This is a genomic window from Neobacillus sp. OS1-2 (genome assembly GCF_030915505.1).
Classification (GTDB): domain Bacteria; phylum Bacillota; class Bacilli; order Bacillales; family Cytobacillaceae; genus Neobacillus.
In genome coordinates, this window is sequence record NZ_CP133265.1 from 1,020,337 (window position 1) to 1,045,184 (window position 24,848).

A 24,848-nucleotide genomic window follows, 5' to 3' on the forward strand; every position below is an offset into this window, starting at 1 on the left:
TTTTTGGATTTATTCCGCCAAACACGTTTAACAGCATCAAAAAAGAGCGAAACAAACCTCGCTCTTTAAAATAGCCTTATGCGGTTGTCGAAAACATGTATTTTTTATAATGGTAGCGAATCGAAAAAATCAAGCCTAGTGCGAGCATGTTCCCCATTAACGCGCTCCCGCCGTAGCTAATGAACGGCAACGGGATTCCTGTGATTGGCAGGACGCCAATCGTCATCCCAATATTTTGGAAAACGTGGAAGGTAATCATGCTGATGACCCCGACACAAATATACGTATAAAAGTTATTCTTCGTTTCCATGCCAACTTTTGTAATATGGTAGATCAATAAGAAAAATAAACTGATTAATACGCTCGCACCAATAAAGCCATATTCCTCGCCGACCACACTAAAGATAAAATCGGTTTGGCTTTCCGGTAAATAAACTTCGCGGTTGCCGAACCCTTTGCCGCCTGTTTGCCCTGAGCCAATGGCAAGCAGGGATTTCGTCAGCTGGTAGGCATCCGTCCCTTGATAGCTATATGGATCAAGCCATGAATAAATCCGGCGAAGCTGGTATTCGCCCACGCCAAGATACTTTGCCAAAAATTCAGGATTCCATAGGACAAAATAAAAAACAGTTCCAATCAGGACTACCCCGGCAGAAAACATCGGCACCAATATCTTCCACGAAATACCAGAGATAAAAATCATCCCTATCAAAATGGCAATAAAGACAAGTGCTGTTCCTAAGTCCTGCTTAATGATCAGCACTAGTGGGGCCATTGCGACAATCCCCATTTTGATCAATAGCCAGAAATCAGACTGCATGGTCTTGACCGCATTTTTTTGATGATGTTGATCGATAACCCGTGCCAACCCTAAGATAATAAAGATTTTGACAAACTCCGATGGCTGCAAAGAGCCAATCCCTGGAAGCACGAACCAGTTTTTCGCACCGTTGATAACCGGAGCGATACTTGCTGGTGCAACAATTAGAAAACAAAGCAGGAAAATACCAAATCCATAGGCATACCAGGTGAGCTTTCGCAGCTGGTCCGAATCAAGCGTCATAACAGCTGCGATAATCCCGCCGCCGACACCATACCACACAATTTGCTTAATTAAGAAATTTTCCTTATACTGCCCACTCGCCTGCGCACTATAAATGGCCAAACAGCTAGCTAAGAAAAGTAAGATCAATATAAATACCAGATTATAATCGAGTTTTGTAGTTGCGTTATTTTTTGAAGTCATTTACGTTCCACCTTACTAAGAACTTGTCCATTCCTTCATTATATTTTTAATAACAACAAATCTCAACTTCTAACCCTATAATGGTTTAATTTACATAGTAAAAGCGGAAGACGCCCGTTTATCGGCGTATGGACTGGAGCGCTTCGACTGAGATAAAGGAAACACGGAGAGCGTAGCGCATCCGTGCTTGACTTATCGTAGGGAGAAGAGCGAAGTACACTAGCCGATGGCGTCTGAAGCTGGATCATTCGCAAAGTCGAAATTCGTATTGCTTATCTCTTAAAATAAATCCGCCGCACTTCTTCTGCCATCCACTGTAAATTACTTGGTACCTGGGGGATGCCATAGCCAATATAAAGTGGGGTGGTGACAAAACGGGAAACAATTTTCGCATAGATTTTATCGTCAATATGATGAAAAAATACATTGTAGCTTGTTGCTCTGAAGGGAAAATGGTTTAGGATATAGTCGACCGCCACCTGCATATATTCCGAAAACTTCTCTTGATAGGCGGTATCAGGCATTTCTACATTAAATTCATAAAACCCCACGCGAGGCTTTGTCGACAGTGTAAACCGAACACTATCTGCTTCGGCAATCACAATCCCCTCAAACATTTCATGGGTTACCGTTTCTTTGTAATCAATATCATGTAAACCAATGATTTGCATATGTGGATGGGCAAGCGTCCCGCCAGACAATGGTCCATGGTTTTTGAAAAAAATGACCGAATGATAGTTGCCGGTTTCCTCCATTGCTAACCAATGCTGCAAGCCGAACCTAATCAATTTATGTAGATGCTCTTTTGAATAGGTTGATAAATCGGCGTGACAATCGTCTGTTTCTATTAATACGGTTTGGTAGGCATTTTCTAATACAGGATATTTATTTTTCAAAAGAATAATGGATCCATCCACAGCGATGAGATCCGTCAGTTTGTCTCTTTCGCAAAACGGGCAGGCCTGCTCTTTGTTTCGAATATTTTCCGGTTTCTTGACACCGATGGATGTATTAAAATGCAGATGTTTCGTTTCCAAACGTTTATCCCCTCTCCAAAAGGCTATAGTTCTATTTTATGGGAGGAAGTGTTTCATTTGCACTTAATTTGTTCTAACAGCTTATTATTTTTATTTACCTTATTGGAGAAATTTCATTAATTGAAAGATATTTGCATATCTTTACATTGTACAGGCATATGAATACTTTAGAATGTGAGGGACCTTATGTTAACAAAACTAGAAGCATTGATCCTCGGGATTATTCAGGGGTTAACGGAATTTTTGCCGATCAGCAGTACCGGACATCTTTATTTAGGAAGGAATTTATTCGGCTTACAGGAAGCGGGGCTTTTGCTCGATACAATGCTTCATGTCGGGACACTCTTGGCAGTCTTTGTTTTTTATAAGGATGAATTTATAAAGGTCATCAAAAATCCTTTTAGCAAATTAACGTTTTTATTGATTGTGGGGACACTGCCCGCGGTCATTTTTGGACTTGCCTTTAAGGATTATATTGATGAGATTTCAAAGACAGGGGTGACGATTGGCTGGGAGTTTTTAATTACAGGATTATTTCTGTGGCTCGCCGATTCCGCAAAAAATGGTTATAAGAAAATGGATGATATTACCTACAAGGATGCCCTTATCATTGGAACATTCCAGGCAGTTGCGATTATGCCCGCAATTTCCCGTTCCGGAATGACGATTGTTGCGGCACTTTGGCGAAAATTAGATAGAGAAACGGCCGCTTATTTCTCCTTCTTATTATCGACACCCGCGATTGCCGGCGCGATTGTCTTACAAACGAAGGATTTACTTGGCGGCCAAGGAGAAGAAATCTCTTTATCTGCCTTGCTTGTCGGCATCATCGCCTCGGCTATCTTTGGATATATTGCCGTGAAATGGATGATTGGTTACTTGAAGAATCATTCTTTAAAGCCGTTTGCGATTTATGTATGGGCACTAGGCCTACTCGTATTGTTTTTTCAATTTACAGGGAAGTTCTAGGAATGTGGTTTCGCAAATAAATTGGTTGTTTTCGCAAACAAACTCATCAGTTTCGCAAACAAATAGCCGAGTTTCGCAAATAAACTCATCAGTTCCGCAAATAACGTAATCGATTAGAGCCTTCATCGTTAATTTTAAATTCAAAAAAGCGACTCGATGGACTCGAGTCGCTCTTTTCAACTATTAACAGGTTGTTTTGCCATTTCTCTTGCTGCTTCCGCTGCTTCTTTCTTTGCTTTTGCCATAATTTCCGGAACCTTTTTCGGAAAATGATCCATTCCTTCGGCAACGACGGTATCACAAATTTCAAATCCGAGGAATTGAAATACCTTTTGGAGGTACCGGTCCCCCATTTCGAATTCCACCATTGGTCCACTGGAATAAATACCGCCACGGGTTTGAATGTGAAGGGCTTTTCTGCCGGTCAAGAGCCCTTTTGGTCCTGCTTCCGTATTGGTAAATGTCTTTTCTACAATAAATAAGTTATCAATAAACTTTTTCAAAATCGACGGGGCACCGAGATTCCAAATCGGTGTCACAAACACATAATAATCGGCGGCGATAAAGCGATCGGCTAGTGCATGCATATTTTCCAGCTTTGTCCGCTCTGCTTCCGATAGCTGTTCCTTCGTATAACCCATAAACGATAATTTTGCCCGGGCATAGAGCAAATCCATATCGATATCAGGGATATCCATATCATATAAGTGCCAGCGTTCGATCTCTACATCCGGCTGTGCTGCCTTAAACTCCTCTAAAAATACCTCACCGATTTGCATCCCTTTAGATAACTTACTATCATTTTTCGGATTTGCTGTAATATACAACAGTTTTGACATATACATCCCTTCCCTTTAGCTACAATTTTCTCGACTATTATTATTTTACAACAAACTTTCTTGCTCACCATTGAACGATATGGAAAAATTGTGAATTCTGGGTGATTCCTTTGAACTATTTGTGACAATCCTAAACAAAACTAAATGAAACTTAACAAAACTTAACAAAAGTCACATTTATTATGCTATTCTTTTACTAAAATAAACGGGAAAAGGAGGTACCTAAATGGATGTGAAGGCGTATACGCCCGATGATGTCGCACAAATCTTTCAAATCTCAAAACATACTGTTTATGAGCTGATAAAAAGAGGCGAGCTGCAAGCCTTTAAAATCGGTAATAAAATGAGAATTGAACATACCGAAATAGAAAGATTTAAAGAGAACATGAAAGCTCCTGCAAAAAAACAGCCCGCAGAACAAACAAGCACGGGGAGCCAGACCAACCCACCTATCCGGCTTTCCGGCAGTCATGATTTCCTTGTCGAACATTTTGCCAAACAAGCGGGAAAGAAGTTAGATATGCAAATTCAGCCATCCTTCATCGGCAGTTTAGAAGGGCTGATGATGCTTTACCGCGGGCAGTGCGATATTGCCGCAATTCATCTGTTAGATCCAGCATCACAAGAGTACAATCTGCCATTTATCCATCAACTATTTGTCTACGAATCAATCTTGGTGGTGCGATTGGCCGAGAGAGAACAAGGCTTTATTGTCGCAAAAGGCAATCCGAAAAGCATTCTTGATTTTTCAGACCTGACGAGAAAAGAGATTCAATTTATTAACCGTCAAAAAGGGTCAGGTACCCGCTTTTTACTAGATTCCAAGCTTTCTAGCTGCGGAATTGCCCCTAGTAAGATTAACGGCTACGGCAATGAAGAATGGAATCATTTGTCGGCGGCTTCTTACATTAGCCGGGGCATTGCCAATGTGACCTTTGGGATTCAGTCTGCCGCCAGTCATTTAGGACTTGATTTCGTACCGGTAGCGAAGGAACAGTTTGATCTTGTTTTCCGCTTTACCGATGAGAACAAACAAAGGTTAACAGACTTACTTCAATACTTACAGTCGGCCAGTTTCAAAAATAGCCTGCAAGATTTAGAAGGCTATTCGATTCACGATCTAGGAACAATCATCTATCAAACTACTCAGACGGAGGAACTCGTATGAAAAAAAATCGCTTATTCATCGCATTAATTGCATTAATGCTCCTAGTTTTATCAGCTTGCGGAAATTCTGACACAAAAGATGCTGCCGCAAAAGAGACAAAGAAACCTGCATCAAAACCGGCTCCAACAGAAATGATTCTGGCCACGACAACAAGTACACAGGACAGTGGCTTGCTTGAAGTATTAATCCCCATGTTTGAAAAAGAAAATAATGTAAAAGTGAAGACGATTGCCGTTGGGACAGGCCAAGCATTAGAAATGGGAACAAAAGGGGAAGCCGATGTCCTTCTTGTTCATGCTCCAGCAGCTGAAAAAGAAGTTGTCGATGCAGGTGATGCGATTAACTACAAACGTGTGATGTATAACGACTTTATTTTAGTAGGACCAAAGGAAAATCCAGCGGGTGTAAGCGGGAACGATATTAAGGACGCTTTCAAAACATTAGCTGGTACAAAATCTATTTTCGTTTCACGCGGGGACGACTCTGGTACACATAAGAAAGAACTTGGCATCTGGACTGCTGCCGCCGTTCAACCAGCCGGTGATTGGTATGTGTCAACAGGTCAAGGTATGGGACAAACTCTCCAAGTTGCAGCCGAAAAAAAAGGCTACGTGTTAACTGACCGTGCCACATGGCTCGCCCAAGAAAAGAATTTGGATACTCTCAAGATTGCCGTTGAAGGCGGAAATGATTTAATGAATATTTATCACGTTATGCAAGTAAATCCTGAAAAACATGATAAAGTGAATAGCAAAGATGCCGAAAAGTTTGTAAACTTTATGGTAGATGCGAAAACACAAGACGTAATCGAAAACTTCGGTAAGAAAGAATACGGACAATCCCTATTCTTTAAATATACGGAGTAATTTTAAAAGCGCAAGCGCCCTGATCAGCGGCGCATGGCATCCTGGAGGCATTGCAAGTATGGAACTACTACTAGATGGACTCAAAAAAGCGATAGAAATGATCTTTTCCGGTGATCAAGAAATTTTTGCGATTACCTGGCTTACGCTCAAGGTCTGTCTCATTTCCATTCTAATTAGTACTCTGATTGGATTGCCGCTAGGGATTTTCCTTGGTTTAACTAGATTCAAAGGGCGCAGGATTCTATTATTATTGATCAATATTGGTATGGGCCTGCCCCCGGTTGTTGCCGGACTATGGATTACGATGCTGTTATGGCGTTCTGGTCCATTAGGCGACTTAACCCTGCTCTATTCACCGACCGCGATTGTGATGGCACAAATATTAGTCAGCCTGCCGATTGTCACGAGCCTGACATGCACAGCTTTTCAGCAAATCAGTGAGAAGATGCTCTTACAAATTAAAGCGCTCGGAGCTACAAAGCTGCAGACATTAATGATTCTTATTAAGCAATTAAAAATTGCGATTTTAGCGGCGGTAATGGCTGGCTTTGGACGCGTCATTGCAGAGGTTGGTGCCGCAATGATGGTCGGCGGAAATATTCAGGGCGATACGCGAATCTTAACCACAACGATTGTGATGGAAGTTTCCAAAGGGAACTTTGACATTGCCTTAGCCCTTTCGTTTATTCTCTTAACTGTTGCCCTATTGATTACGGCTGCCTTAACATTTTTACAGCAAAGGAAGCGAATATCATGAACCCGTTAATTGAGCTAAAAAATATTACTTTTAACGCCCATATGAAAACGATTCTAGATATTCAGGAATTCCAGGTTTATGATGGCGAATTTCTCGGAATTATGGGGCCAAATGGCGCCGGGAAAAGTACTCTGTTAAAGCTGTTAGCATTTCTCGATCAGCAAACGAGCGGTGATATTCTTTTTCGTGGGCAGAGCATTCCCAAGGGAAATGCCCCGCTCGATTTACGACGGAAATTCTCGATTGCCCTTCAGCAATCGTTGCTGTTAGATGGAACTGTTTTTCATAATATCGCAATTGGTTTAACGTTACGAAAGATTCCGAAAAGCATTATAAAGGACAAAGTGGCCCATTGGATGGAGCTGTTTGGCATCAGCCATTTGGCCAAAAAAAATGCGCTGTATTTATCCGGCGGCGAGGCGCAGCGCGTCAACTTAGCGCGGGCGATGATTGTTGAACCGGAGATTCTATTTCTTGATGAGCCTTTTTCCGCATTGGATTTTCCGACCAAAATAAAATTAATGGAAGATTTCAAGGGCATTATCGAAAAGGCCCAAACAACAGCCGTGTTTGTCAGCCATGATTTAATGGAAATTAACTACCTCACGAATCGGCTGGCCATTATTGTGAATGGTGAAGTGAAGCAATCCGGGCCCACCCCTCGGGTCCTAGAACATCCTAATTCTTCTACTCAATCCTTCCTAAATGAGTGGAAGAAATTTTATCCCTTAGCACGTTAACTTGCAGTTCCCATTGGGACTGCCTTTTTATTTGCTTTAAAAATTTGTGAGACATAAAATGGAGATACATAATGTAACTGGATCCAAAGGGGGAGTATTACGATGAAATACGCAATCATTACCGGTGCATCAAGAGGTTTAGGTGAAGCGATTGCTAAACGACTTATTCACGAACAAATCTCTATCGTTTCGGTTTCACGGACAGAGAATGAAGAAATTAAAAGTCTGGCAATCAAACATGGAATTGATTATAAGCATCTTTCCTGTAATCTTTCATTAGAACAAGAAGTTCAGGAAGTTTTCATGGAAATTGCTCATTGTATTTTTCAAAAGGATCCGAAAGAAATTCTTCTATTTAATAATGCCGGTGTGATTGATCCCATCCAAAAGGTTGGCAATTTAGACCAAACGCCAATCATCGGGAACATTCAGGTCAATTTAATTGCACCGATTCTGATTACGAATTTATTTTTTAACAAGGCGCAATTAACCAATACAAAGGTAACGGTTATTAATGTATCCTCAGGTGCGGCAGTTCGTTCGATAGAAGGCTGGAGTGTGTATTGCAGCGCAAAGGCGGGATTAAATATGTTCACGCAAACCGCTGCATTAGAGCAAGTCGGGTTGAAAACAACCAACAAAATTATTGCGTTTAGCCCTGGTGTGATGGATACGAACATGCAGGAAACGATTCGTTCGTCCCACGAGGAGGCATTTAAAGATCTAGAACAGTTTAAAGAATATAAAGAAAAGAATCTGCTTTTAAAGGCAGATGTGGTCGCGGATGCCTTAGTCGATCTCGTTCTAAGGGGTGAGTTTGAAAGTGGGAAACTATACACTATCAAAGACCTGTTAAAATAATGATAAGGCCGCTTCAGATAGGCGGCCTTTTAGTCTTCCCGTGGAAACCATAGGATGATACTGGTTCCCTTATTCAACCTGCTTTTGACCTTGATGATGCCTTTATGGGAATCCATCAAGGCTTTTACAATCGACAGGCCAATTCCGACACCGCCCGTTTTGCGGTCACGGGATTTGTCACCGCGATAAAAGCGTTCGAAGATATGCGGAATATCCTCCTCTTTCATCCCCGAACCTTCATCTTGAATCCTAAAGCCGACATACCCTTCCTTTTCTGTCACCACCGATAACGTAACATTCTTCCCTTCTGGTGTGTACTTCAGAGCATTATTGAGGATATTGGAAAGAATTTGCATTATGCGATCCTTATCAGCAGCAAATATTTCTTCTTGAGCAGGCTCTTCAATTTGCAGCCCCACACCTTTTTCTTTAAAAATAGGCAAAAACATTTCCCATAAGGCTGCCAATACACTACCGGCTTCAAGTTCGATCTTTTCCAGCCTGATTTGCGGGTTCTCGGCCGCTAATAATTTTTCTAATTCATTCACGAGCCGTACTAAGCGCATCAGTTCTTCGTGACTTACCTCTAACCGTTGTGGTGTTGGCTCCCAGATCCCGTCCTGAAAGGCCTCAATCTGGCTCCTTAAAGTGGCAAGCGGCGTCCTTAATTCGTGAGCCAGGTCACCGGTAAATTGCTTCCGCAGCATTTCCTCCTTTGCTAGTGATTCAGCAAGATTATTGAAGGATATGGCAATCTGCTTTACCTCTGTGGGCAAGCCTGATAAAGGAATGCGGATATCCAAGTTATGCTGCTGCAGCTCACCAGCAGCAAATGACAGTTTTTTCAATCCAGAGGTTAATTTTTTTGAAAAAATCATGCTAAAGACAATTGCCAGCACAATCGTTAGACAGACAGCGGCTAAAATATATAACTGAATCGTTTGGATAAATGTGTATTCATCGTCAATTAATCCCTCTGGGTAGATGGCCACTAGTTTGCCAATAATAGCATGATCGATTTTGAGTGTATAGGTTTTGGAGTGCCACTCTTCCTCATCAGGTGCTGGTTCTGTTAAGCCAAAGCTATTCAACATGCCACGAATATTGGAAGAATCCATCTGAATTTGCCCAAGGCGGTCATATAATTGAAAATAAAGCTGATCTGTCATTGCATGCTCATGGAGCAGTCCAAACACCGGATCACTGGTAAAATGGCCATTTTTTCGATAGTCTTTCTCAATTTCAGTAATAATTCGATCTATTTTTTTTTCACGATTACGGTCTAAATAACTATGAAAACTTTCCTCAAAGCCATATTGAATAAAAAAGCTGACAATTAAAATACCAATCATTGAGATGAGAACTAGATAAAACAGGATCTTAGACCGGAGTGTTTGCAGCATCTAGGACCCCTCCAAATTTATAGCCCATCCCAAAAACAGTTACGATAAAATCTGGCTGCCGCGAATCTGATTCAATTTTTTTTCGAAGATTTTTGATATGCGTATCGACACTCCGCTCATACCCTTCATAATACATTCCTTCATCTTGAATCTTTTCCAGTAAATCCATCCGGCTGTATACTCGGCCGGGATTGACTGCCATATTGGTTAACAATTTATACTCAATCGGTGTTAAGGTAACATCCTCACCGTTTACCATCACTTCTTTTTTAATTAAATCAATGGCTAGTTTCCTTCTATTAAATTCGAGTCTCTCCATTTTCTCGGTCTTTTTCACTCGTCTTAAAATCGCTTGGACACGGACAACCACTTCCCGCGGGCTGAATGGCTTTGTTAAATAATCGTCGGCACCCATGACAATCCCGTTGATGCGATCATCTTCAGCTGATTTTGCCGTCAGCATCAGGATTGGCACATCCGACTCTTTTCGGACTAAGCGGCAAACTTCTTCACCTGAAATATCAGGCAGCATTAAATCTAATATGATTAAGTCTGGGTTGATTGTTTTGGCTTTTTTCAAGGCATCAATTCCATTATCGGCACTATGAATTTCATAGCCTTCTCTTTCTAAATAGGCTTCGAGAACTTCTATGATTCTGCGTTCATCGTCAACTAATAAAATCTTCATGAATCACCACTCCCCATACCATTACTATATCATCTTGGGTCTGTGATTTTTGTAACTTCACAAATTCACCACAACTTCTCCATAACATCTTCAATTTTTCCCGCTAAAATGTGATTGTAGTTAAGTTGTTGTAGTACATGGTTCGTAGCCATCTTACTCATCCCAAATTTAACCTCTCTCTTCCTATAGTTAGGGTGCCGCGATTTACGAGGCGCCTATTTTTTTGATTTTAAAAACCAGAAAAGAGACATCGGTGAATTCCGATGTCTCTTCCATTTCCTATTTATGGATCCAAACTGCACCAGCAGAGTTATCTTTTGCTTCGCCGATGACTTGGACTTTAAGTGGGTACTGTGCTGGAACTTTAACTCCGGCATCAGGAATCACTGTGTTAATGTACGATTTAGTAGAATCAAACTCCGTTATGCTTGGAAGGCCTTTGTAATCATAGATTCCACGACTTGGAGAATTTACACTCCATGCAGGTGACTTGTCTAATGAGAACGCAGCATCTGCCACTTGGTAGCGAGTTGTTTGGCTAATAGAGTCCTTACCATTTAGGTTAAATACAAGTGCTTCAGGATGAGAATCCACTACACTTAGGAATCCTTCACCTGGGTGGACGCCACCCCAGTTATCTGTAAATGTATCATCCCCATACCAAACTACTAAACCAGTATTATATTTTGCGTCACGAGAGAATTGAAGTGCTGTATCAGAACCAGCATAATTTCTCCACTCTAAATAGTAGTAGTGTGGTTTGTTGATCCAGCCGTCAGATACTTCGAAACCGTTTAGGAATACTTGAGGTGTACCTTCCGCATCGTCAGAGAATGTAACTTGCCCATCTACTGTTAATGAAAGGTTATCAAGCGCGAAACCGTTTGGAGCAAGACCGCCGTCCGTTACATATTCAAATACCAGTTTTACCTTTTTACCTGCAAATTGGCTTAAATCAAGCTTTCCATCTACCCATTTGCCTTGGGAAGTTTCAAGCCCGCCTGCCGTGTTTTCATCACCGATCACATCTAGGTCCACGCTCTTGCCATCTTCAGTTACTGCACTCACTGAAAGATAATCATAATCAGTTTCAACCTCATACCACTGTTTATAGTCGAACGTTGCAGTTGTAGCACTTGTTAAATCAAACACTGGTGTTTCTAAAACAGTGTGAAGGTCATCCCCTTTTGTACTGTAATAGTATTTGGCCCCAAATTCTGGCGCAATGCCTGGAACCCTCTTATTAGGCAAGTTTACCTTCACAATACCCGGGTTCTTAGATTTTGTGACACTCTGATCGATAACTGTTGCTAAACCGTTTTTATCGATATCTTGATAGTTTACTTCCGTTATATTAGCCCAGTTACCGCCAATTGTTTTTTGATAGAATTCTTTGACCTGCGGTGAGAAGCTTGGCGGTTGTGTGCCGGCAATATGACCGCTCCAGCTGCCGCCGCTCATAATAGACCACTGTGCAACCGTATCACCATTGCCGGTATATTGGGTATCATACTCATCCGGGGCACCTAAGTCATGACCATATTCGTGTGCGAATACACCAACTGCTCCATCTTCCGGCTCAACTGTATAATCGAATGCAGCCATATTTCCGCCCCAGTAATCTACTGTAGCTGTTGTGTTTGCAACTGGATAAACGCCATTTAATGTCCAGCGGTGTGACCAGATGGCATTATCGCCAAGAGCTCCGCCCCCTGCTTCCTGACCAACACCAGCATGAATGACCATTAAGTGGTCAACCAAACCGTCCGGCTCGTTAATATTTCCATCGCCATCAAGGTCATAGATATCTAACTTATCGTAATCTCCTAAGTTAATTCCAGATGCAACCGCAGCATTTAAGGAATCCTTAATAAATCCACGTGGTCCTTTTGTGCCTGGCATGTTATCATTGCCACCTTCCGGACTATCACTGCCGTAATCTGCCGCATTTCCCGGTACTGTCAGCCAATTTGAAACAGTTCCATCAACCGTATAGCTGCCGCCAGATTGTTCTTCATAATATTGTTTAAACGTTTTTACCTTCTCACCATTAAACAGGGTAAAATCTTGATCGCCAAATAACATTTTTTGATAGTGTTCTTTACTGAAGTCACTTGCATACATATAGCCAGGTTCTTGTTCGACATTATTATGCTTAAAATCAGCATACTCAACTAAAAGAACTAGTACTTCATCTTTTCGTACATCTCCGTTATAAGCAGCCTGTTTGGCAGAATCTACTTTAACAGCCCCGTTTGGCTTGCCTTTTTTGAAGTTTTCATGACCTTTGGCTAGCTGCTTCGCAAGCTTGTCCTTTTGTTTAGTAAGAAAGTCCTTTGCTTTTTTATCTAACTTCTGTTCTTCCTTCGTTTGAGCCTTGCCTGCTTTACCAGGCCTTTGGCCTTGTTTTTTCTCTATGTAGTTCTTTGCAGCTTTGGTAATTTCAGCAGGTGTTGCATTCTTTGCAATGAGCCCTCTTTTTTGCAATGCTTCACCAAGGCGATCCAAATCCACTACATTTAAATCAATCGGAGCTGATTCGACTGTTGCTGCCGCAGATGCCGGTTTTGGTGCAACCGTACTGCCAGCAAATGCGCCTGCAAACATGGTAGTAGCTACCATTGTACTAGCTGCAAGGCTGGAAAAGACTTTTAAAGTATTTTTCTTCTTCAACTGATTATTCCCCCCATACTCTATATCTCTGACCGCCCCTTTAAAGAAACGGTGCTCTATTATTCTATCAGTTGAGTACGAATATTATAAATAGTCTGAATTCAGTGTTGTAAACTATTACAATAGAATCACTTTAGTAGTAAATCAAGGGAAACTTAGGTACTATAGCACATAAAAAGCCGGTTAGATCCACAGTTAACCCACTTTTTACCCTTTCCTCTATTAAACAAGAATATTTCGGTATGCTAAAGATGAATATTTAGACCCACTCGAAACTACTAAAAGGACCTTAACAATGGTTAAGGCCTTTTTGGTGGTATTTATTCAGTTTTATTCTTTACCTCGTCAGTTAGTTCCTCAATGCTCTTTCTTACATTCCCTTTACCAGAATAGTTCTCGATTAGCTCCTTCACGTCAATCCCGCTTGAAGCTTTTAATGACTCTTGAAGGCTTGCCATTAAATTGGTTGCATAGCTGGTAATCTTATTGGCGCCGCCATTTTCTCCTGAACCGCCACCCGTATCGACAACGGTAATTTTATCAATATTGGACAATGGAGCAGCGACTTGCTTCGCATATTCCGGAAGCATTTTGATAACCATGTCGAGAATGGCCGCTTGGCCGAATTGTTCGAATGCTTCCGCGATTTTTTCCTTCGCTTCGGCCTCCGCTAAACCTTTTAAACGGATTATTTCTGCCTCTGATGACCCTTGAGCCTTTTGTGCTTCTGCTTTGGCAAGACCGTCGAGACGAATCCGCTCCGCTTCCGCCTTTGCCATTGCTTCAATCCGGTATTTATTTGCCTCTGCTTCGGCCATCTCTCTTGCCTTGTTAGCAGCAGCGGATTGCTCGACAGAATAGCGATCGGCATCCGCTTTTTTCTTCACTTCAGAATCGTATTGACGCTCGCGGCGTTGAATTTCTTTTTCTTCTAATTCAATTTGCTTTTGTCTCTCAATAATCTTAATTTGCATTTCCTGTTCCATAACGTCTTGTTTTGATCGAGCCGTTTCAAGGTCATACGCTTGGTCGGCTTTCGCTTTAGCGATATCCTGTTCGCGGCGGAACTCAGCAATTTTTAACTGGTTAATTTTTTCAGCTTCAGCGATTTCTGTTGCACGCTCTAATTCGTTACGCTTTGCTTCCTTAGAAGCCTCGGCTTTTTTGATACGGGTTTCTTTTTCCGCTTCAGCTGTGGCGATATCGGCATCACGCTTCACTTGTGCAATCCGTGGTTTACCAAGGGAATCAAGATAGCCATTTTTATCACGGACATCTTTAATGGTGAACGATACAATCACGAGACCCATTTTAGCAAGATCTTGCGAGGCAACCCTTTGGACTTCTTGTGAAAATTTATCACGATTTTTATAAATTTCTTCCACCGTCATCGAACCGAGGATAGACCGTAGATGACCCTCTAGGACTTCTCTGGCTTCATTTTCACGATCTTCCTTCGGCTTTCCAAGGAACTGCTCAGCAGCAGTGGCAATTTCACTAATTGAACCGCCAATTTTTATAATGGCAACCCCATCGGCCATGACCGGCACACCCTGCTCCGTGTATACTTCTGGTGTGGTAACTTCTAGTTTACTAGATAACAAGCTAAGCGGCTTTGCCTGCTGGAATACTGGTAAAATAAAGCTACCGCCGCCACGGATAATTTTAATTTTATTGCCAGCTTCATCTACATGGACATTTCCGTTTCCAAGAAAACTACCAGTTACAATCAAGGCCTCATCCGGTCCAGCAGTCCTGTACTTTGTAATAAAAACGCCAATTAATGCTAGGAAAATAAGTACGACAATCCCAACGATAACCCAAATAATGTTAAAATCCATTTTTTTATTCCCCCTACTCTATATAAAACTTTCTAATTGATGATGAACCGTTACCTGGAGCACTCCATCTTTCACCTGGACAACTAACACACTTGTTCCATTAGGTATTTGGTCGCCATCAAAGCTTACAGCTGGTTTAGCAATTCTTCCACTTGTACTCTCAATCATCACTTCACCAAAGCCATCTGCCGGGATCGAGGTAATGACTGTCCCGATTCGGCCTTGTAAATCTGATTCTTTATAAACAAGTGATTCCTCCGCGGAAGACAGTGGCAAGAGAACAAAGACATTTAATAATGTAACCACAATAATAGCGATGACTGCAGATATAGCCAAAATGAGTAAATAATGCAGCGATGACAAACGTTCAAACAAGTAACCGCTCGCTGACAAAATGGTCACGAAGGCAAAGATTAGGACCGGGTTTAGGAAGTGCAGCCCGCCATCCCCTGCTCCGTGAAAATGAAACACATCGGCAAATAAAACATAGAGTACCGTCAAAACACCAGAAATAATTAATCCATATAAATAAATTGTTTCTAAAGGTATGCTGAAAGGTTCCATAAGCATCAATCCTTTTTTTGATTATGGTAAATAGACAAAGGAAAGTGTACCTTCTGACTGGAATTTCACGAAAACTCAAAGCATAGTGCATCCTTCCCTTCCCCATAAGTTATGTATGTTAGGTAATACGGATAAACATGTAAAAGGTTTCACACATAATACAATTTTATCATTATTTTCCAATTAATAATATAGCAATCTTCGACAAACCTTGGTGACATTGTTGATTCGAAAATATTTAAACAGGTAGATGTTTTGGAGGATTCAAAGGTTACACTTTACTGAGGCATTACAATTCGTTTTCATTTACCGTTTTGGATCCTGATATGCTTTATCGGGCAATGAACCGCCATTTCATTTACCTTCTATGCCGAATTTTTCTTCAATCGGTCAATGTAAGTCGTTTTCATTTACCGTTTGTGCTGAATTTTCCCTTTTCGGTCAATGTAACTCCTTTTCATTTACCGTTTGTGCTGAATTTTTCTCATGCGGTCACGTAGACCCTTTCTACGTGACCGCCAACAACCCTCTTGGTCACATAGAGTAACTCACTTAAACTTCTTCCCGTGGAAAGGCACAAAAAAAATGCCATAGCCCCCATGAGCTACAGCACCTTACTGAATCATATTCAAAAACTTCTTTGTTCGTTCTTCCTTTGGATTGGTGAATATCTCTGCTGGCTTGTCTCGTTCGACAATGACACCCTGATCCATAAAAATGACCTCATCGGCAGCATCGCGGGCAAAGCGCATTTCATGGGTCACGACAATCATCGTCATTCCTTCAGCGGCAAGATCCTTCATTACTTTTAACACCTCGCCGACAAGCTCGGGATCAAGGGCAGATGTCGGTTCATCAAACAGCATGACCTCCGGTTCCATCGCGAGCGCCCGGGCAATCCCGACACGCTGCTGCTGGCCGCCTGAAAGCTGGGCAGGATAATAATCCTGCTTATCACCAAGACCGACTTTTTCTAAAAGTGCCGAGGCATTTTTGCGTGCCGCCTCTTTACTTTCCCCTTTAACAATCACTGGGCCTTCCATGACATTTTCTAGGGCCGTTTTATGTGGAAAAAGATTGTACCCTTGAAAGACCATTCCCGTTAACCGGCGGAAGGAAGTAATATTCTTTTTCGGGACGGCCTTTGAAAAATCCAAACTTTGACCTTCAATCGAAATCATCCCTTTGGTAGGCACCTCCAACGCATTTAAACAGCGGAGCATGGTGGTCTTCCCGGAACCGGATGGACCGATGATAACCACTACTTTTCCTTTTTCCACCTCAAGGTCAATTCCCTTTAAAACTTCTAATTGGCCGAATTGTTTATATAAACCTTTAATTGAAATCATCATAAAACTCCCTTACTATGATGCGTAGCGATCCAATCTTTTTTCCATAAATCCTTGGATCATGGAAAGGAAAAAGCAGATTATCCAATAAAGGAGGGCCGCTTCGATATAGACCAACAAAAATTCATAATTGGTTGCCGCAATTTCTTGGGCACGGCGAAACATCTCAGTTACAAGCACAAGTGACGCTAGTGATGTATCTTTGACAAGACTAATAAAGGTATTCGATAATGGCGGGATTGATACCTTTGCAGCCTGTGGCAAAATAATCCGTTTTAATGCCTGTGTATAGGTCATACCAATCGAATAACCAGCTTCCCACTGCCCTTTTGGAATCGACAGAATGGCAGCACGGATCACTTCAGACGCATACGCACCAACACTTAGGGAAAAGCCAATGACAGCAGACGGAAACGGATCAATCGTTATCCCAATATTGGGAAGGCCATAAAAAATAATAAATAATTGCACTAGTAATGGCGTACCGCGGATGGCTGAAACATACACTCTTGCGATGATCTGAAATACCTTCACATTGGAAATCCGGGCTAGGGCTGTCAGTACAGCCAGAATAATGCCAATGATAAACGAAATAAGTGTTAAGGGAATCGTGTTCATAATAGCACCCTCCAGCATCGGCTGGAGGGAGGTTTTGGCGATATCAATCAGTCTTGAATCTCGTTCCGGGTCAGCAAAAATACTATTTAAGTACATCTACACCAAACCATTTCTCAGAGATTTTTTTGTATGTGCCATCATCGACCATGTCTTTCAATGCTTTATTAACAGCATCTACAAGAGTGTCATTTTTCTTTCTGAACATAAAGCCACTTGTCGACGCATCATCAGCTGTAGCCACAATCTTGATTGGTGCATCAGGCTTTTGTTTTGTATAGTCTAAAAAGGCAATTTTATCATTGACCGTGACGTCAACACGTTTTTGCGCAAGCAGTTCAACCGCTTGTTGGAAACCATCGACACCCACAATATTGGCACCGTTCTTTTTCGCAATATCTGCATAGTTACTTGTTAACGATTGTGCTGAATTTAACCCCTTCATGTCCTCAAATGATTTCACATTATCATTGTCCTTTGAAGCAATTAGAACAGCCGCAGACGTAATATACGGATCAGAGAAATCATATTTTTCTTGGCGGTCTGGGCGAATTCCCACCTGGTTGGCAATCATATCGAAACGCTTTGCATCAAGTCCGGCAAAGATGGCATCCCATTGTGTTTCCTTGAACTCTGCCTTCACGCCTAAACGTTTTGCTACTTCTTCGGCAAGCTCTACATCAAATCCGGTAAGCTTTCCGCTTGGATCATGGAAGGTGAAAGGAGAGTATGTACCTTCTGTCCCAATGACAAGTTTTCCTTCATCTTTTACCTTCGCCAATAAATCCTTGTCAGCCTTTTCAGCTGTTTTGTTATCATTCTTTTTCTCAGCATTATCATCCTTACCACATGCTGACATTACAACCATAAAGCTTAATAATAAGGCAAAAATAACCGTTAGTTTTTTCATGTTACATGTAAACCCCCTAATTCTGATTGTTCTTCTTGGATTTAATCATCATATAATATCCCTAACATCCTGTCAAAAGATATATTTCAAAAAGACTAGGTTTATTTTACCCTTTTATAAAAAATAAAAACCTATCAGAGAGGATCTGATAGGTTAAGCGGTAAGAGCTTCTTTTTGATCGATTCTTTTACGCCTTTTCCTTAGCGGCCCATAAAACAGAATGCCGCTAGCGATCAGGATAATGCCATACGTGAACGTTTTGGTGTCCGCGGTTCCGGCAATAATAACCCAAACTGAATAGATGGTGGAAAGCAGTGCCACCACACCATCTATAACCCGGGAACGAACGCTCTGATACGTTTCACCGGCTATAACCAATTTAAGCTGGTAAATAGATGAAATAAAGTAAGGCACTAAATAAGCCAGCGTAGCAATCAGAATAATAAAATCAAATGCACCGAGAAATCGACTTTGAAACCGTTGAAAAAATAAACAACTGGCCAATTCCACTTGTCAGTAGAAGCGAAAACGATGGCAGGCCCTTCTTATTTTCTTTTAAGAAAACCGGTAGAAATACTCCCTGTTTTGCAGCCTGATACGGCACTTCCGCACTTAGCATTACCCAGCCGATTGTTGAGCCAAAAAGACTGATTAAGCCGATTGCCGCCAACACCTTGCCGCTAAGTGGTCCTAAAACAGATTGAATCGCATCAATCATCGGTTTGTCAGAGTGGATAAGCGTATTTTGATCTAACATCCCCATCACAAGGGTGCTGATCCCCATATAGATGGCAAGGGCTATAAATAAACCAAGGATTGTTGCTCTTTTAACATCATTTTGTTTCTTTGCACGGCCGGCAAACACAACCGCGGTCTCGATACCAATAAATGCCCATAATGTGTTCACCGCTGCATTATTCACTTGCGACATCATCCCGAGGGCATGTCCTGCCTCATCTGCCCTAACGGCTACGAACGGGAGAATATTGCTTTTTTCAAACGCGAACAAACCGATGAGGATAAACAAGAAGAAGCCGATGACTTTTGCCGCTGTTGCCACAAAATTTAATTTGCCGGCCCCTTCCATCCCGCGCATAATGATCAAGTGAATCCCCCATAACATCAGCGAACAAACAATAAACGTTAGTCCGTTGCCAACCATAAGAGTGAAACCGCCGATGGTAAACCACGGGGTCTTACTTGTTAGTATCGGAAAGAACGTGGATAAGTAGCTTGCGAAGGTGGTAATAACGGCCACAATCCCGGCAACATTTCCAATCCAGTATCCCCAAGAAGACATAAATCCTGATAGGATAGATGCCTGTGAACCTGATTTAAAAAGTTCTTTCGCATAAATCTGCGGGCCGCCGGTTAATCCTGGTTTACGCTTCGCTAAATTACCAAACACAAGGGCAATCATTAAAACACCTAAGCCTGTCAATAGCCAAGCCATAATCACCCCTGCCGGACTAGCTGCCTCTGATAATGACCTGGGCAGCATAAAAATTCCTGAACCAACCATATTGCCAACGACGAGTGCCGTTAATATCCAAAATCCTAATTGATTTGTTTTCCCCATTGTGAGAACCCCTCTCGCTGCAACTCTCTCTTTTTATGATTTCCATATACTAATTATGTAACTAGGATACGCCTGGAGCAATTCTTTGTCAATGGAAAATTTTATCGTGATAAAGTATTAGAGAACTAAAATATCCGGACAAAAAATAATTAGTAACCTCAAAGGGTTACCTAGCAATTGAAACGTAAAAAAGAAGAGATTACCCTTTTTCAAAAGTAATCTCCCATTGTACTCGATTTTATTGCCACCATTCATCAAACAAACTGGCAGGCATATTCCGCTTATGTTCCGTTAGGAGATAGCGTTTTTCAACCTTTTCCGCCACTTCTTTGGAAACAGGTTTACCTTCGAGATAATCATCAAGTTCATCATAGGTGATCCCCAATTCAGTTTCATCCGCTTGCCCCGGTTTCTGATCAAGCAAGTCCGCTGTCGGAACCTTTAAATATAAACGTTCATCTGCTCCCAGCTCTTTCAGCAATGCTTTGCCCTGCCGTTTCGTTAAGCCTGTCAATGGCAGGACGTCAGCTCCGCCATCGCCATACTTTGTATAGAAGCCGGTAACCGCCTCCGCCGCATGGTCTGTCCCGATCACAAGCAGTCCTTCCATACCGCCAATGGCATATTGAGCAATCATTCTCATCCTTGCCTTGACATTGCCTTTATGATAATCGCTTAACGGGCTGCCATCATAACTCTGGTCATATTCGCTTTGCACCTCATCGACAGCTGCTTTAATATTAAAGCTTGTTTCACGATCAGCTCGGATAAAAGCTAGCGACAGTTTCGCATCTTCCTCATCCTGTTGAACGCCGTAGGGAAGTCGAACCGCAATAAACAAGGCTTCTGTTCCTGCCTCCCGCAATTCCTCCACAGCCATTTGTGCCAGACGACCCGCAAGTGTCGAGTCCTGTCCGCCACTGACACCTAATACATACCCATTTGCCTTCGTTTTTAACAGATAATTTTTTAAAAAGTCAATTCGCATTCGAATTTCTTCTTGCGGCTGAATATTTGATTTGACATGTAAATCCTTCATAATCTGTGCTTGTAAGCTCATTAATTGATCCCCCTACCACTTATTGATATAAATGTAATGTACCACAAAAGCCTCTATTTCACTAAATCAAACAAATACATCTGGGTAAACTAAAAACAGGTAACTATAGGAGGAATTCATAGTGGAAGCAAAAACATGTAATGAATCAAGAGTTGTGAGAACGAGCAGGATTTTTCCAAACGATGTAAATAATCATAATACTTTGTTTGGCGGGAAGTTAATTAGCGATATTGATATGATTGCCTCTATTTCGGCAGTAAGGCATTCTAGAGCGGAATGTGTAACAGCCTCGATTGATTCTGTCGATTTCTTGAGTCCAATCACACCAAAGGACTCTGTTTGCATTGAAACCTTTGTTACATCGACGGGTTCTTCCTCCATGGAGATTTTCGTCAAAGTTATTGCAGAAAATCTCATTTCCGGTGATCGAAAAATTGCCGCTACTGCCTTTTTAACCTTTGTCGCGTTAGATGATAATGGAAAGCCAACAAAGGTTCCTGGCATCATCCCTGAAACCGACGAAGAGAAAAAGCTTCATGAAACCGGTAAGGAACGAGCGGAGAAACGAAAAGTGCATCGAAAGAGCAGTAAAGAGTTAGCGATGGTTTTTACTACTCATAAGCCTTGGGAATAAGAAAAGCGGAAGGCGCCTGGAGCTGGACAATTCTCAAGGCCGAACTTTATTTTTTCTTGTATTTGAAGACACAAAAGGTTCGCACATGTTAGTGCGAACCTATTTCAAACGCTGAAGATCTCTTCTACTAGGTGCATGGGGCGGTTCTTGCGCCCAACCACGGTCAACCAAAATATCAAAACCCTTTGCCGAGTAAACCAAAATATCTACAATATACTTCTGATAATAAGCGGTAAGGTCCGTTCTCATGGACAATGATAATGCATGTCCAATCAACGTAATATCAATCGCGTTTAACGAATGAAACAGTGTGACCACAAGCCTATCAGAAAAAGGTGAAACCGTTGAATCCGTCACTTCCATATCGGTCGAAATATTACCAAGCAGTTCTTCCTTCATGAATATATCATTAAACGTTTTAATTTGTTTTTCCGAAATCTTTTTACCCTCTTCAATATATGAATGAATCTCCTTGTCTTTTACCACCTGAAGCAAACCCATACATAATAAAATCGAAAAGTAATTCCGTTTCGTATTGAAGAAAAGTTCGGTTATCTCAGCGACATTTAATGGTCGCTTTTTCCCAAAACCACTTAAATAAGAAAGTTTTTCTACGTATTCCACTTCTTTAGGATAAGGAACCATCGGCGGGCGATCATAGATTCCTTTTGAAAGCATTATGGTTGTAGACTCCTTATATAACAGCGAAAATTCCTGAATCATTTTTACAAATAATTCCTGAATATCTTTACGTACAACACTTGTGGTAATAAATCCCGTGCTAATCATACTCATACGCGACATCGAATAAATAAAGCTTAGGCCGAACATATCATAAAATAATGGCGGCACTGTCAAATCCAGATCCTTTTCCGTAAATCCATCAGGGATGGGGATGCCTTCCTCCGTAAAAATAGTCGTAATTTGCTTTACATGACCATCGGAAATATCAAAGGCATGCCGTAAGATCTTTTTTACCTCTTCATCTTGATTGTGGTGGAGAAAATAGGTAATTAAACAAACAGCCATATTTTCCTGCAGATAGGTTGCCCATAAACCACCAATCTCTGCACTAGATAGTCTATTATTATATACTGCCACGAAAAAATCCTCCTACTAAAAACACTTTAGGGATAGATTACCTAGCAATGGAACAAATTATTCAAATTCCTTCAATCTATTCTGCCGGCGATTCACCGCGGCTTTTCCACGTCATCACACCATCTTCTTCATCAATCTCAATCGTGACATCCACAACCCCTTTTTCCGCCATGATTTTTTCTTCCAGTCGATCTTTAATATCATCGGCCGCAGCGACTGTTAGATTTGGGTCGATCTCAATTTCCAATTCTACGTGCAAGTCTTCTCCTTCTTTAATGACGGTGATGTCTTGAATATCCTTAACATCAGGATCTGCCATAACCATCGTCCCAATTATGTTTTCCATCTCCTCATCCGCCTGACCAATCACCCCGGCAGCATTGTCTAAAAAGACCTTTCCTACTACAAAGAACATCATTCCGCCAATCAACATTGAGGCAATCCCCTCTAATTGATGAATGTTTGTATAGTGAGCAATCACGACAGCAAGGATTGCTAGTAACCCACCCGCGGAAGCCACAAGATCCTCCATAAACACAAGCTTCGTCGCCGGCTTCGCTCTACCCAAATTTGCAAAGCTTTTTGTAAACACACTCAAACCACTTGCTTTGACGTCAATATCATGTAAAATTTCTTTCATTGCCTTAAACAAGACAACCGTTTCAAGCATCGTCGACACAGCTAGAACAAGAATATTAATTAAAAACCCGCCAGACTTTGTCGGATGGATAGTATGATGCCAGCCTTCTTTTATCGTTTCAAAAGCCATAATGCCGACAATCAAGACTGCCCCTAAAAGGACTAAATTAACCAAGCGACCAAATCCATTAGGAAATTTCTCCGTTGGTGCCTTTTTACTTAAGGCGGAGCCGATAAACACAAAAAACTGATTCGCCGCATCCCCGAGACTATGCATCGTTTCGGCAAACATCGCAACGTTGCCTGTAAACATAAAGGCTACACCTTTAATGATCGAAATAATTGTATTAATAATGGCGGCAAGCATGGCCGATTTATTTCCCCGCTTCAAAAGCTGTATTAATTCTCCCACCTGAATCCTCTTTCCTTTTTGAAATTTATTAAAGTTACTATTTTCTAAAATACCATATTTCATTAAAAATTACTTTTTTTAGGGATAACATAATGAGACTTTTTCCAACAGGCTATAATGAATGTTAAAATTAGGATAAGTGATGAGGAGGAATTAAAATGACGGTTGAGGAAATCATGTGGAAGCTGGCAGAGTTGGGGTCGGAACAAACCAAGAAGACATTTATCAACCATGGTGCACATGGATCGTTATTCGGAGTGAAGGTAGGCGATTTAAAAAAGCTGGTAAAGTACGTGAAAAAGGATCAAGATTTAGCATTAGCACTATACAATACTGGTAATTCCGACGCCATGTATTTAGCTGGATTATCCGTCAACCCAAAATTAATGACGAAAAAAACGCTGCAGGATTGGGTCAGTCATGCCAACTGGTATATGCTTGCTGAATATACGGTGGCCTGGGTTGCGGCAGAAAGTCCGTTTGCACTCGAACTGGCTCGAGATTGGATGAAATCGGATATCGAAATGACGGCAGTAGCTGGGTGGAGTACATATGCAAACTACTTATCGATTACACCTGATGAAAAATTAGATCTTGAAGAAATTCGCACTCTTTTGCATCAGGTGGAAACGACGATTCATGGAGAAAAAAACCGGGTCCGCTATGTAATGAACGGCTTTGTCATTAGTGTTGGCGGCTATGTTACGGCCTTGCATCAGGAAGCAACCAGGGTAGGAGAAAAGATCGGCAAGGTGCATGTAGACGTTGGAAAAACCGCTTGTAAGGTGCCTTTAGCCACGGAATATATTAAAAAGATGGAGCTTCGGGATAAGATTGGGGTAAAGAAGAAAACATGTATCTGTTGAAGTTACATGTAAAGAATAAAGTAGCAAAACT

General features: G+C 41.5%; 22 protein-coding genes and 1 pseudogene. 8 read left to right on the forward strand and 15 right to left on the reverse strand.

The window, feature by feature from the left end:
* Window positions 1–76: 76 nt before the first annotated feature.
* Both RCG19_RS05325 and RCG19_RS05330 read right to left on the reverse strand, forming a co-directional pair.
* On the reverse strand, window positions 77–1,246 hold the full coding sequence (locus RCG19_RS05325; protein ID WP_308109948.1) for an FtsW/RodA/SpoVE family cell cycle protein: 1,170 nt from the start codon (window positions 1,244–1,246) through the stop codon (window positions 77–79).
* 272 nt (window positions 1,247–1,518) lie between these two features.
* Window positions 1,519–2,283 carry a DUF4931 domain-containing protein gene (locus tag RCG19_RS05330; RefSeq protein WP_308109949.1) on the reverse strand — a complete coding sequence of 255 codons (765 nt, stop codon included), beginning with the start codon at window positions 2,281–2,283 and terminating at the stop codon, window positions 1,519–1,521.
* A gap of 186 nt (window positions 2,284–2,469) precedes the next feature.
* On the opposite strand from RCG19_RS05330, the gene RCG19_RS05335 reads away from it, so the two are divergent.
* On the forward strand, window positions 2,470–3,252 hold the full coding sequence (locus tag RCG19_RS05335) for an undecaprenyl-diphosphate phosphatase (protein WP_308109950.1): 783 nt from the start codon (window positions 2,470–2,472) through the stop codon (window positions 3,250–3,252).
* A gap of 176 nt (window positions 3,253–3,428) precedes the next feature.
* On the opposite strand, the gene RCG19_RS05340 is transcribed toward RCG19_RS05335, so the two are convergent.
* A complete protein-coding gene (locus tag RCG19_RS05340) occupies window positions 3,429–4,091 on the reverse strand; it encodes an FMN-dependent NADH-azoreductase (RefSeq protein ID WP_308109951.1) in 663 nt (220 codons plus the stop codon).
* Window positions 4,092–4,317: 226 nt separating this feature from the next.
* On the opposite strand from RCG19_RS05340, the gene RCG19_RS05345 reads away from it, so the two are divergent.
* The 5 genes from RCG19_RS05345 to RCG19_RS05365 all read left to right on the forward strand — a co-directional run bounded on the left by RCG19_RS05345 (window position 4,318) and on the right by RCG19_RS05365 (window position 8,483).
* Complete coding sequence (locus tag RCG19_RS05345) at window positions 4,318–5,259, forward strand: helix-turn-helix transcriptional regulator (RefSeq protein WP_308109952.1); 942 nt, start codon at window positions 4,318–4,320, stop codon at window positions 5,257–5,259.
* Window positions 5,256–6,125, forward strand: a complete 870-nt coding sequence (locus RCG19_RS05350) for an ABC transporter substrate-binding protein (RefSeq protein ID WP_308109953.1) — start codon at window positions 5,256–5,258, stop codon at window positions 6,123–6,125. Before RCG19_RS05345 ends, RCG19_RS05350 begins: the two co-directional genes overlap by 4 nt.
* 58 nt (window positions 6,126–6,183) lie before the next feature.
* The gene (locus RCG19_RS05355) at window positions 6,184–6,882 is read left to right on the forward strand and encodes an ABC transporter permease (RefSeq protein ID WP_308109954.1); all 699 of its coding nucleotides are present in this window, start codon (window positions 6,184–6,186) and stop codon (window positions 6,880–6,882) included.
* On the forward strand, window positions 6,879–7,622 hold the full coding sequence (locus RCG19_RS05360) for an ABC transporter ATP-binding protein (RefSeq protein ID WP_308109955.1): 744 nt from the start codon (window positions 6,879–6,881) through the stop codon (window positions 7,620–7,622). Before RCG19_RS05355 ends, RCG19_RS05360 begins: the two co-directional genes overlap by 4 nt.
* Before the next feature lie 102 nt (window positions 7,623–7,724).
* Window positions 7,725–8,483, forward strand: a complete 759-nt coding sequence (locus tag RCG19_RS05365) for a (S)-benzoin forming benzil reductase (RefSeq protein ID WP_308109956.1) — start codon at window positions 7,725–7,727, stop codon at window positions 8,481–8,483.
* 29 nt (window positions 8,484–8,512) lie between these two features.
* On the opposite strand, the gene RCG19_RS05370 is transcribed toward RCG19_RS05365, so the two are convergent.
* From RCG19_RS05370 to nadE, 10 genes and pseudogenes are all read right to left on the reverse strand, one after another.
* Window positions 8,513–9,886 (reverse strand): HAMP domain-containing sensor histidine kinase, encoded by a 1,374-nt coding sequence (locus tag RCG19_RS05370; protein WP_308109957.1) that lies wholly within the window; start codon window positions 9,884–9,886, stop codon window positions 8,513–8,515.
* Window positions 9,864–10,574 carry a response regulator transcription factor gene (locus RCG19_RS05375; protein ID WP_308109958.1) on the reverse strand — a complete coding sequence of 237 codons (711 nt, stop codon included), beginning with the start codon at window positions 10,572–10,574 and terminating at the stop codon, window positions 9,864–9,866. Before RCG19_RS05375 ends, RCG19_RS05370 begins: the two co-directional genes overlap by 23 nt.
* A gap of 279 nt (window positions 10,575–10,853) precedes the next feature.
* Window positions 10,854–13,196 (reverse strand): immune inhibitor A domain-containing protein, encoded by a 2,343-nt coding sequence (locus tag RCG19_RS05380; RefSeq protein ID WP_308110934.1) that lies wholly within the window; start codon window positions 13,194–13,196, stop codon window positions 10,854–10,856.
* Window positions 13,197–13,567: 371 nt separating this feature from the next.
* The gene (locus tag RCG19_RS05385) at window positions 13,568–15,088 is read right to left on the reverse strand and encodes a flotillin lipid rafts scaffold protein FloT (protein ID WP_166239523.1); all 1,521 of its coding nucleotides are present in this window, start codon (window positions 15,086–15,088) and stop codon (window positions 13,568–13,570) included.
* Window positions 15,089–15,106: 18 nt separating this feature from the next.
* The gene (locus RCG19_RS05390; RefSeq protein WP_308109959.1) at window positions 15,107–15,652 is read right to left on the reverse strand and encodes an NfeD family protein; all 546 of its coding nucleotides are present in this window, start codon (window positions 15,650–15,652) and stop codon (window positions 15,107–15,109) included.
* A 614-nt stretch (window positions 15,653–16,266) separates the two neighbouring features.
* Window positions 16,267–17,001, reverse strand: a complete 735-nt coding sequence (locus tag RCG19_RS05395; protein ID WP_166239711.1) for an amino acid ABC transporter ATP-binding protein — start codon at window positions 16,999–17,001, stop codon at window positions 16,267–16,269.
* A 15-nt stretch (window positions 17,002–17,016) separates the two neighbouring features.
* Window positions 17,017–17,715: an amino acid ABC transporter permease gene (locus tag RCG19_RS05400; protein ID WP_308109960.1), complete on the reverse strand. Its 699-nt coding sequence runs from the start codon at window positions 17,713–17,715 to the stop codon at window positions 17,017–17,019.
* Window positions 17,702–18,526 (reverse strand): amino acid ABC transporter substrate-binding protein, encoded by an 825-nt coding sequence (locus RCG19_RS05405; protein WP_308109961.1) that lies wholly within the window; start codon window positions 18,524–18,526, stop codon window positions 17,702–17,704. Before RCG19_RS05405 ends, RCG19_RS05400 begins: the two co-directional genes overlap by 14 nt.
* A gap of 153 nt (window positions 18,527–18,679) precedes the next feature.
* Window positions 18,680–20,105, reverse strand: a pseudogene (locus tag RCG19_RS05410) (amino acid permease).
* A gap of 238 nt (window positions 20,106–20,343) precedes the next feature.
* Window positions 20,344–21,165 carry an NAD(+) synthase gene (gene nadE / locus RCG19_RS05415; RefSeq protein ID WP_308109962.1) on the reverse strand — a complete coding sequence of 274 codons (822 nt, stop codon included), beginning with the start codon at window positions 21,163–21,165 and terminating at the stop codon, window positions 20,344–20,346.
* 121 nt (window positions 21,166–21,286) lie between these two features.
* On the opposite strand from nadE, the gene RCG19_RS05420 reads away from it, so the two are divergent.
* Window positions 21,287–21,799, forward strand: a complete 513-nt coding sequence (locus RCG19_RS05420; protein ID WP_308109964.1) for an acyl-CoA thioesterase — start codon at window positions 21,287–21,289, stop codon at window positions 21,797–21,799.
* Window positions 21,800–21,898: 99 nt separating this feature from the next.
* Here the strand turns inward: RCG19_RS05420 and RCG19_RS05425 are convergent, their stop codons facing one another.
* Together RCG19_RS05425 and RCG19_RS05430 are read right to left on the reverse strand one after the other, a co-directional pair.
* Window positions 21,899–22,900 carry a DUF3231 family protein gene (locus tag RCG19_RS05425; RefSeq protein ID WP_308109965.1) on the reverse strand — a complete coding sequence of 334 codons (1,002 nt, stop codon included), beginning with the start codon at window positions 22,898–22,900 and terminating at the stop codon, window positions 21,899–21,901.
* 76 nt (window positions 22,901–22,976) lie between these two features.
* Window positions 22,977–23,951 carry a cation diffusion facilitator family transporter gene (locus RCG19_RS05430; RefSeq protein WP_308109966.1) on the reverse strand — a complete coding sequence of 325 codons (975 nt, stop codon included), beginning with the start codon at window positions 23,949–23,951 and terminating at the stop codon, window positions 22,977–22,979.
* A gap of 158 nt (window positions 23,952–24,109) precedes the next feature.
* On the opposite strand from RCG19_RS05430, the gene RCG19_RS05435 reads away from it, so the two are divergent.
* A complete protein-coding gene (locus tag RCG19_RS05435; protein WP_308109967.1) occupies window positions 24,110–24,817 on the forward strand; it encodes a DNA alkylation repair protein in 708 nt (235 codons plus the stop codon).
* Window positions 24,818–24,848: the final 31 nt, after the last annotated feature.

Bases quoted from the DNA above. Each gene is read 5' to 3' on its own strand.
- RCG19_RS05325 (WP_308109948.1), bottom strand. From the start codon at position 1,246: ATGACTTCAAAAAATAACGCAACTACAAAACTCGATTATAATCTGGTA.
- RCG19_RS05335 (WP_308109950.1), top strand. From the start codon at position 2,470: ATGTTAACAAAACTAGAAGCATTGATCCTCGGGATTATTCAGGGGTTA.
- RCG19_RS05340 (WP_308109951.1), bottom strand. From the start codon at position 4,091: ATGTCAAAACTGTTGTATATTACAGCAAATCCGAAAAATGATAGTAAG.
- RCG19_RS05345 (WP_308109952.1), top strand. From the start codon at position 4,318: ATGGATGTGAAGGCGTATACGCCCGATGATGTCGCACAAATCTTTCAA.
- RCG19_RS05350 (WP_308109953.1), top strand. From the start codon at position 5,256: ATGAAAAAAAATCGCTTATTCATCGCATTAATTGCATTAATGCTCCTA.
- RCG19_RS05355 (WP_308109954.1), top strand. From the start codon at position 6,184: ATGGAACTACTACTAGATGGACTCAAAAAAGCGATAGAAATGATCTTT.
- RCG19_RS05360 (WP_308109955.1), top strand. From the start codon at position 6,879: ATGAACCCGTTAATTGAGCTAAAAAATATTACTTTTAACGCCCATATG.
- RCG19_RS05365 (WP_308109956.1), top strand. From the start codon at position 7,725: ATGAAATACGCAATCATTACCGGTGCATCAAGAGGTTTAGGTGAAGCG.
- RCG19_RS05370 (WP_308109957.1), bottom strand. From the start codon at position 9,886: ATGCTGCAAACACTCCGGTCTAAGATCCTGTTTTATCTAGTTCTCATC.
- RCG19_RS05375 (WP_308109958.1), bottom strand. From the start codon at position 10,574: ATGAAGATTTTATTAGTTGACGATGAACGCAGAATCATAGAAGTTCTC.
- RCG19_RS05380 (WP_308110934.1), bottom strand. From the start codon at position 13,196: ATGGTAGCTACTACCATGTTTGCAGGCGCATTTGCTGGCAGTACGGTT.
- RCG19_RS05385 (WP_166239523.1), bottom strand. From the start codon at position 15,088: ATGGATTTTAACATTATTTGGGTTATCGTTGGGATTGTCGTACTTATT.
- RCG19_RS05390 (WP_308109959.1), bottom strand. From the start codon at position 15,652: ATGGAACCTTTCAGCATACCTTTAGAAACAATTTATTTATATGGATTA.
- RCG19_RS05395 (WP_166239711.1), bottom strand. From the start codon at position 17,001: ATGATTTCAATTAAAGGTTTATATAAACAATTCGGCCAATTAGAAGTT.
- RCG19_RS05400 (WP_308109960.1), bottom strand. From the start codon at position 17,715: ATGTACTTAAATAGTATTTTTGCTGACCCGGAACGAGATTCAAGACTG.
- RCG19_RS05405 (WP_308109961.1), bottom strand. From the start codon at position 18,526: ATGAAAAAACTAACGGTTATTTTTGCCTTATTATTAAGCTTTATGGTT.
- nadE (WP_308109962.1), bottom strand. From the start codon at position 21,165: ATGAGCTTACAAGCACAGATTATGAAGGATTTACATGTCAAATCAAAT.
- RCG19_RS05435 (WP_308109967.1), top strand. From the start codon at position 24,110: ATGACGGTTGAGGAAATCATGTGGAAGCTGGCAGAGTTGGGGTCGGAA.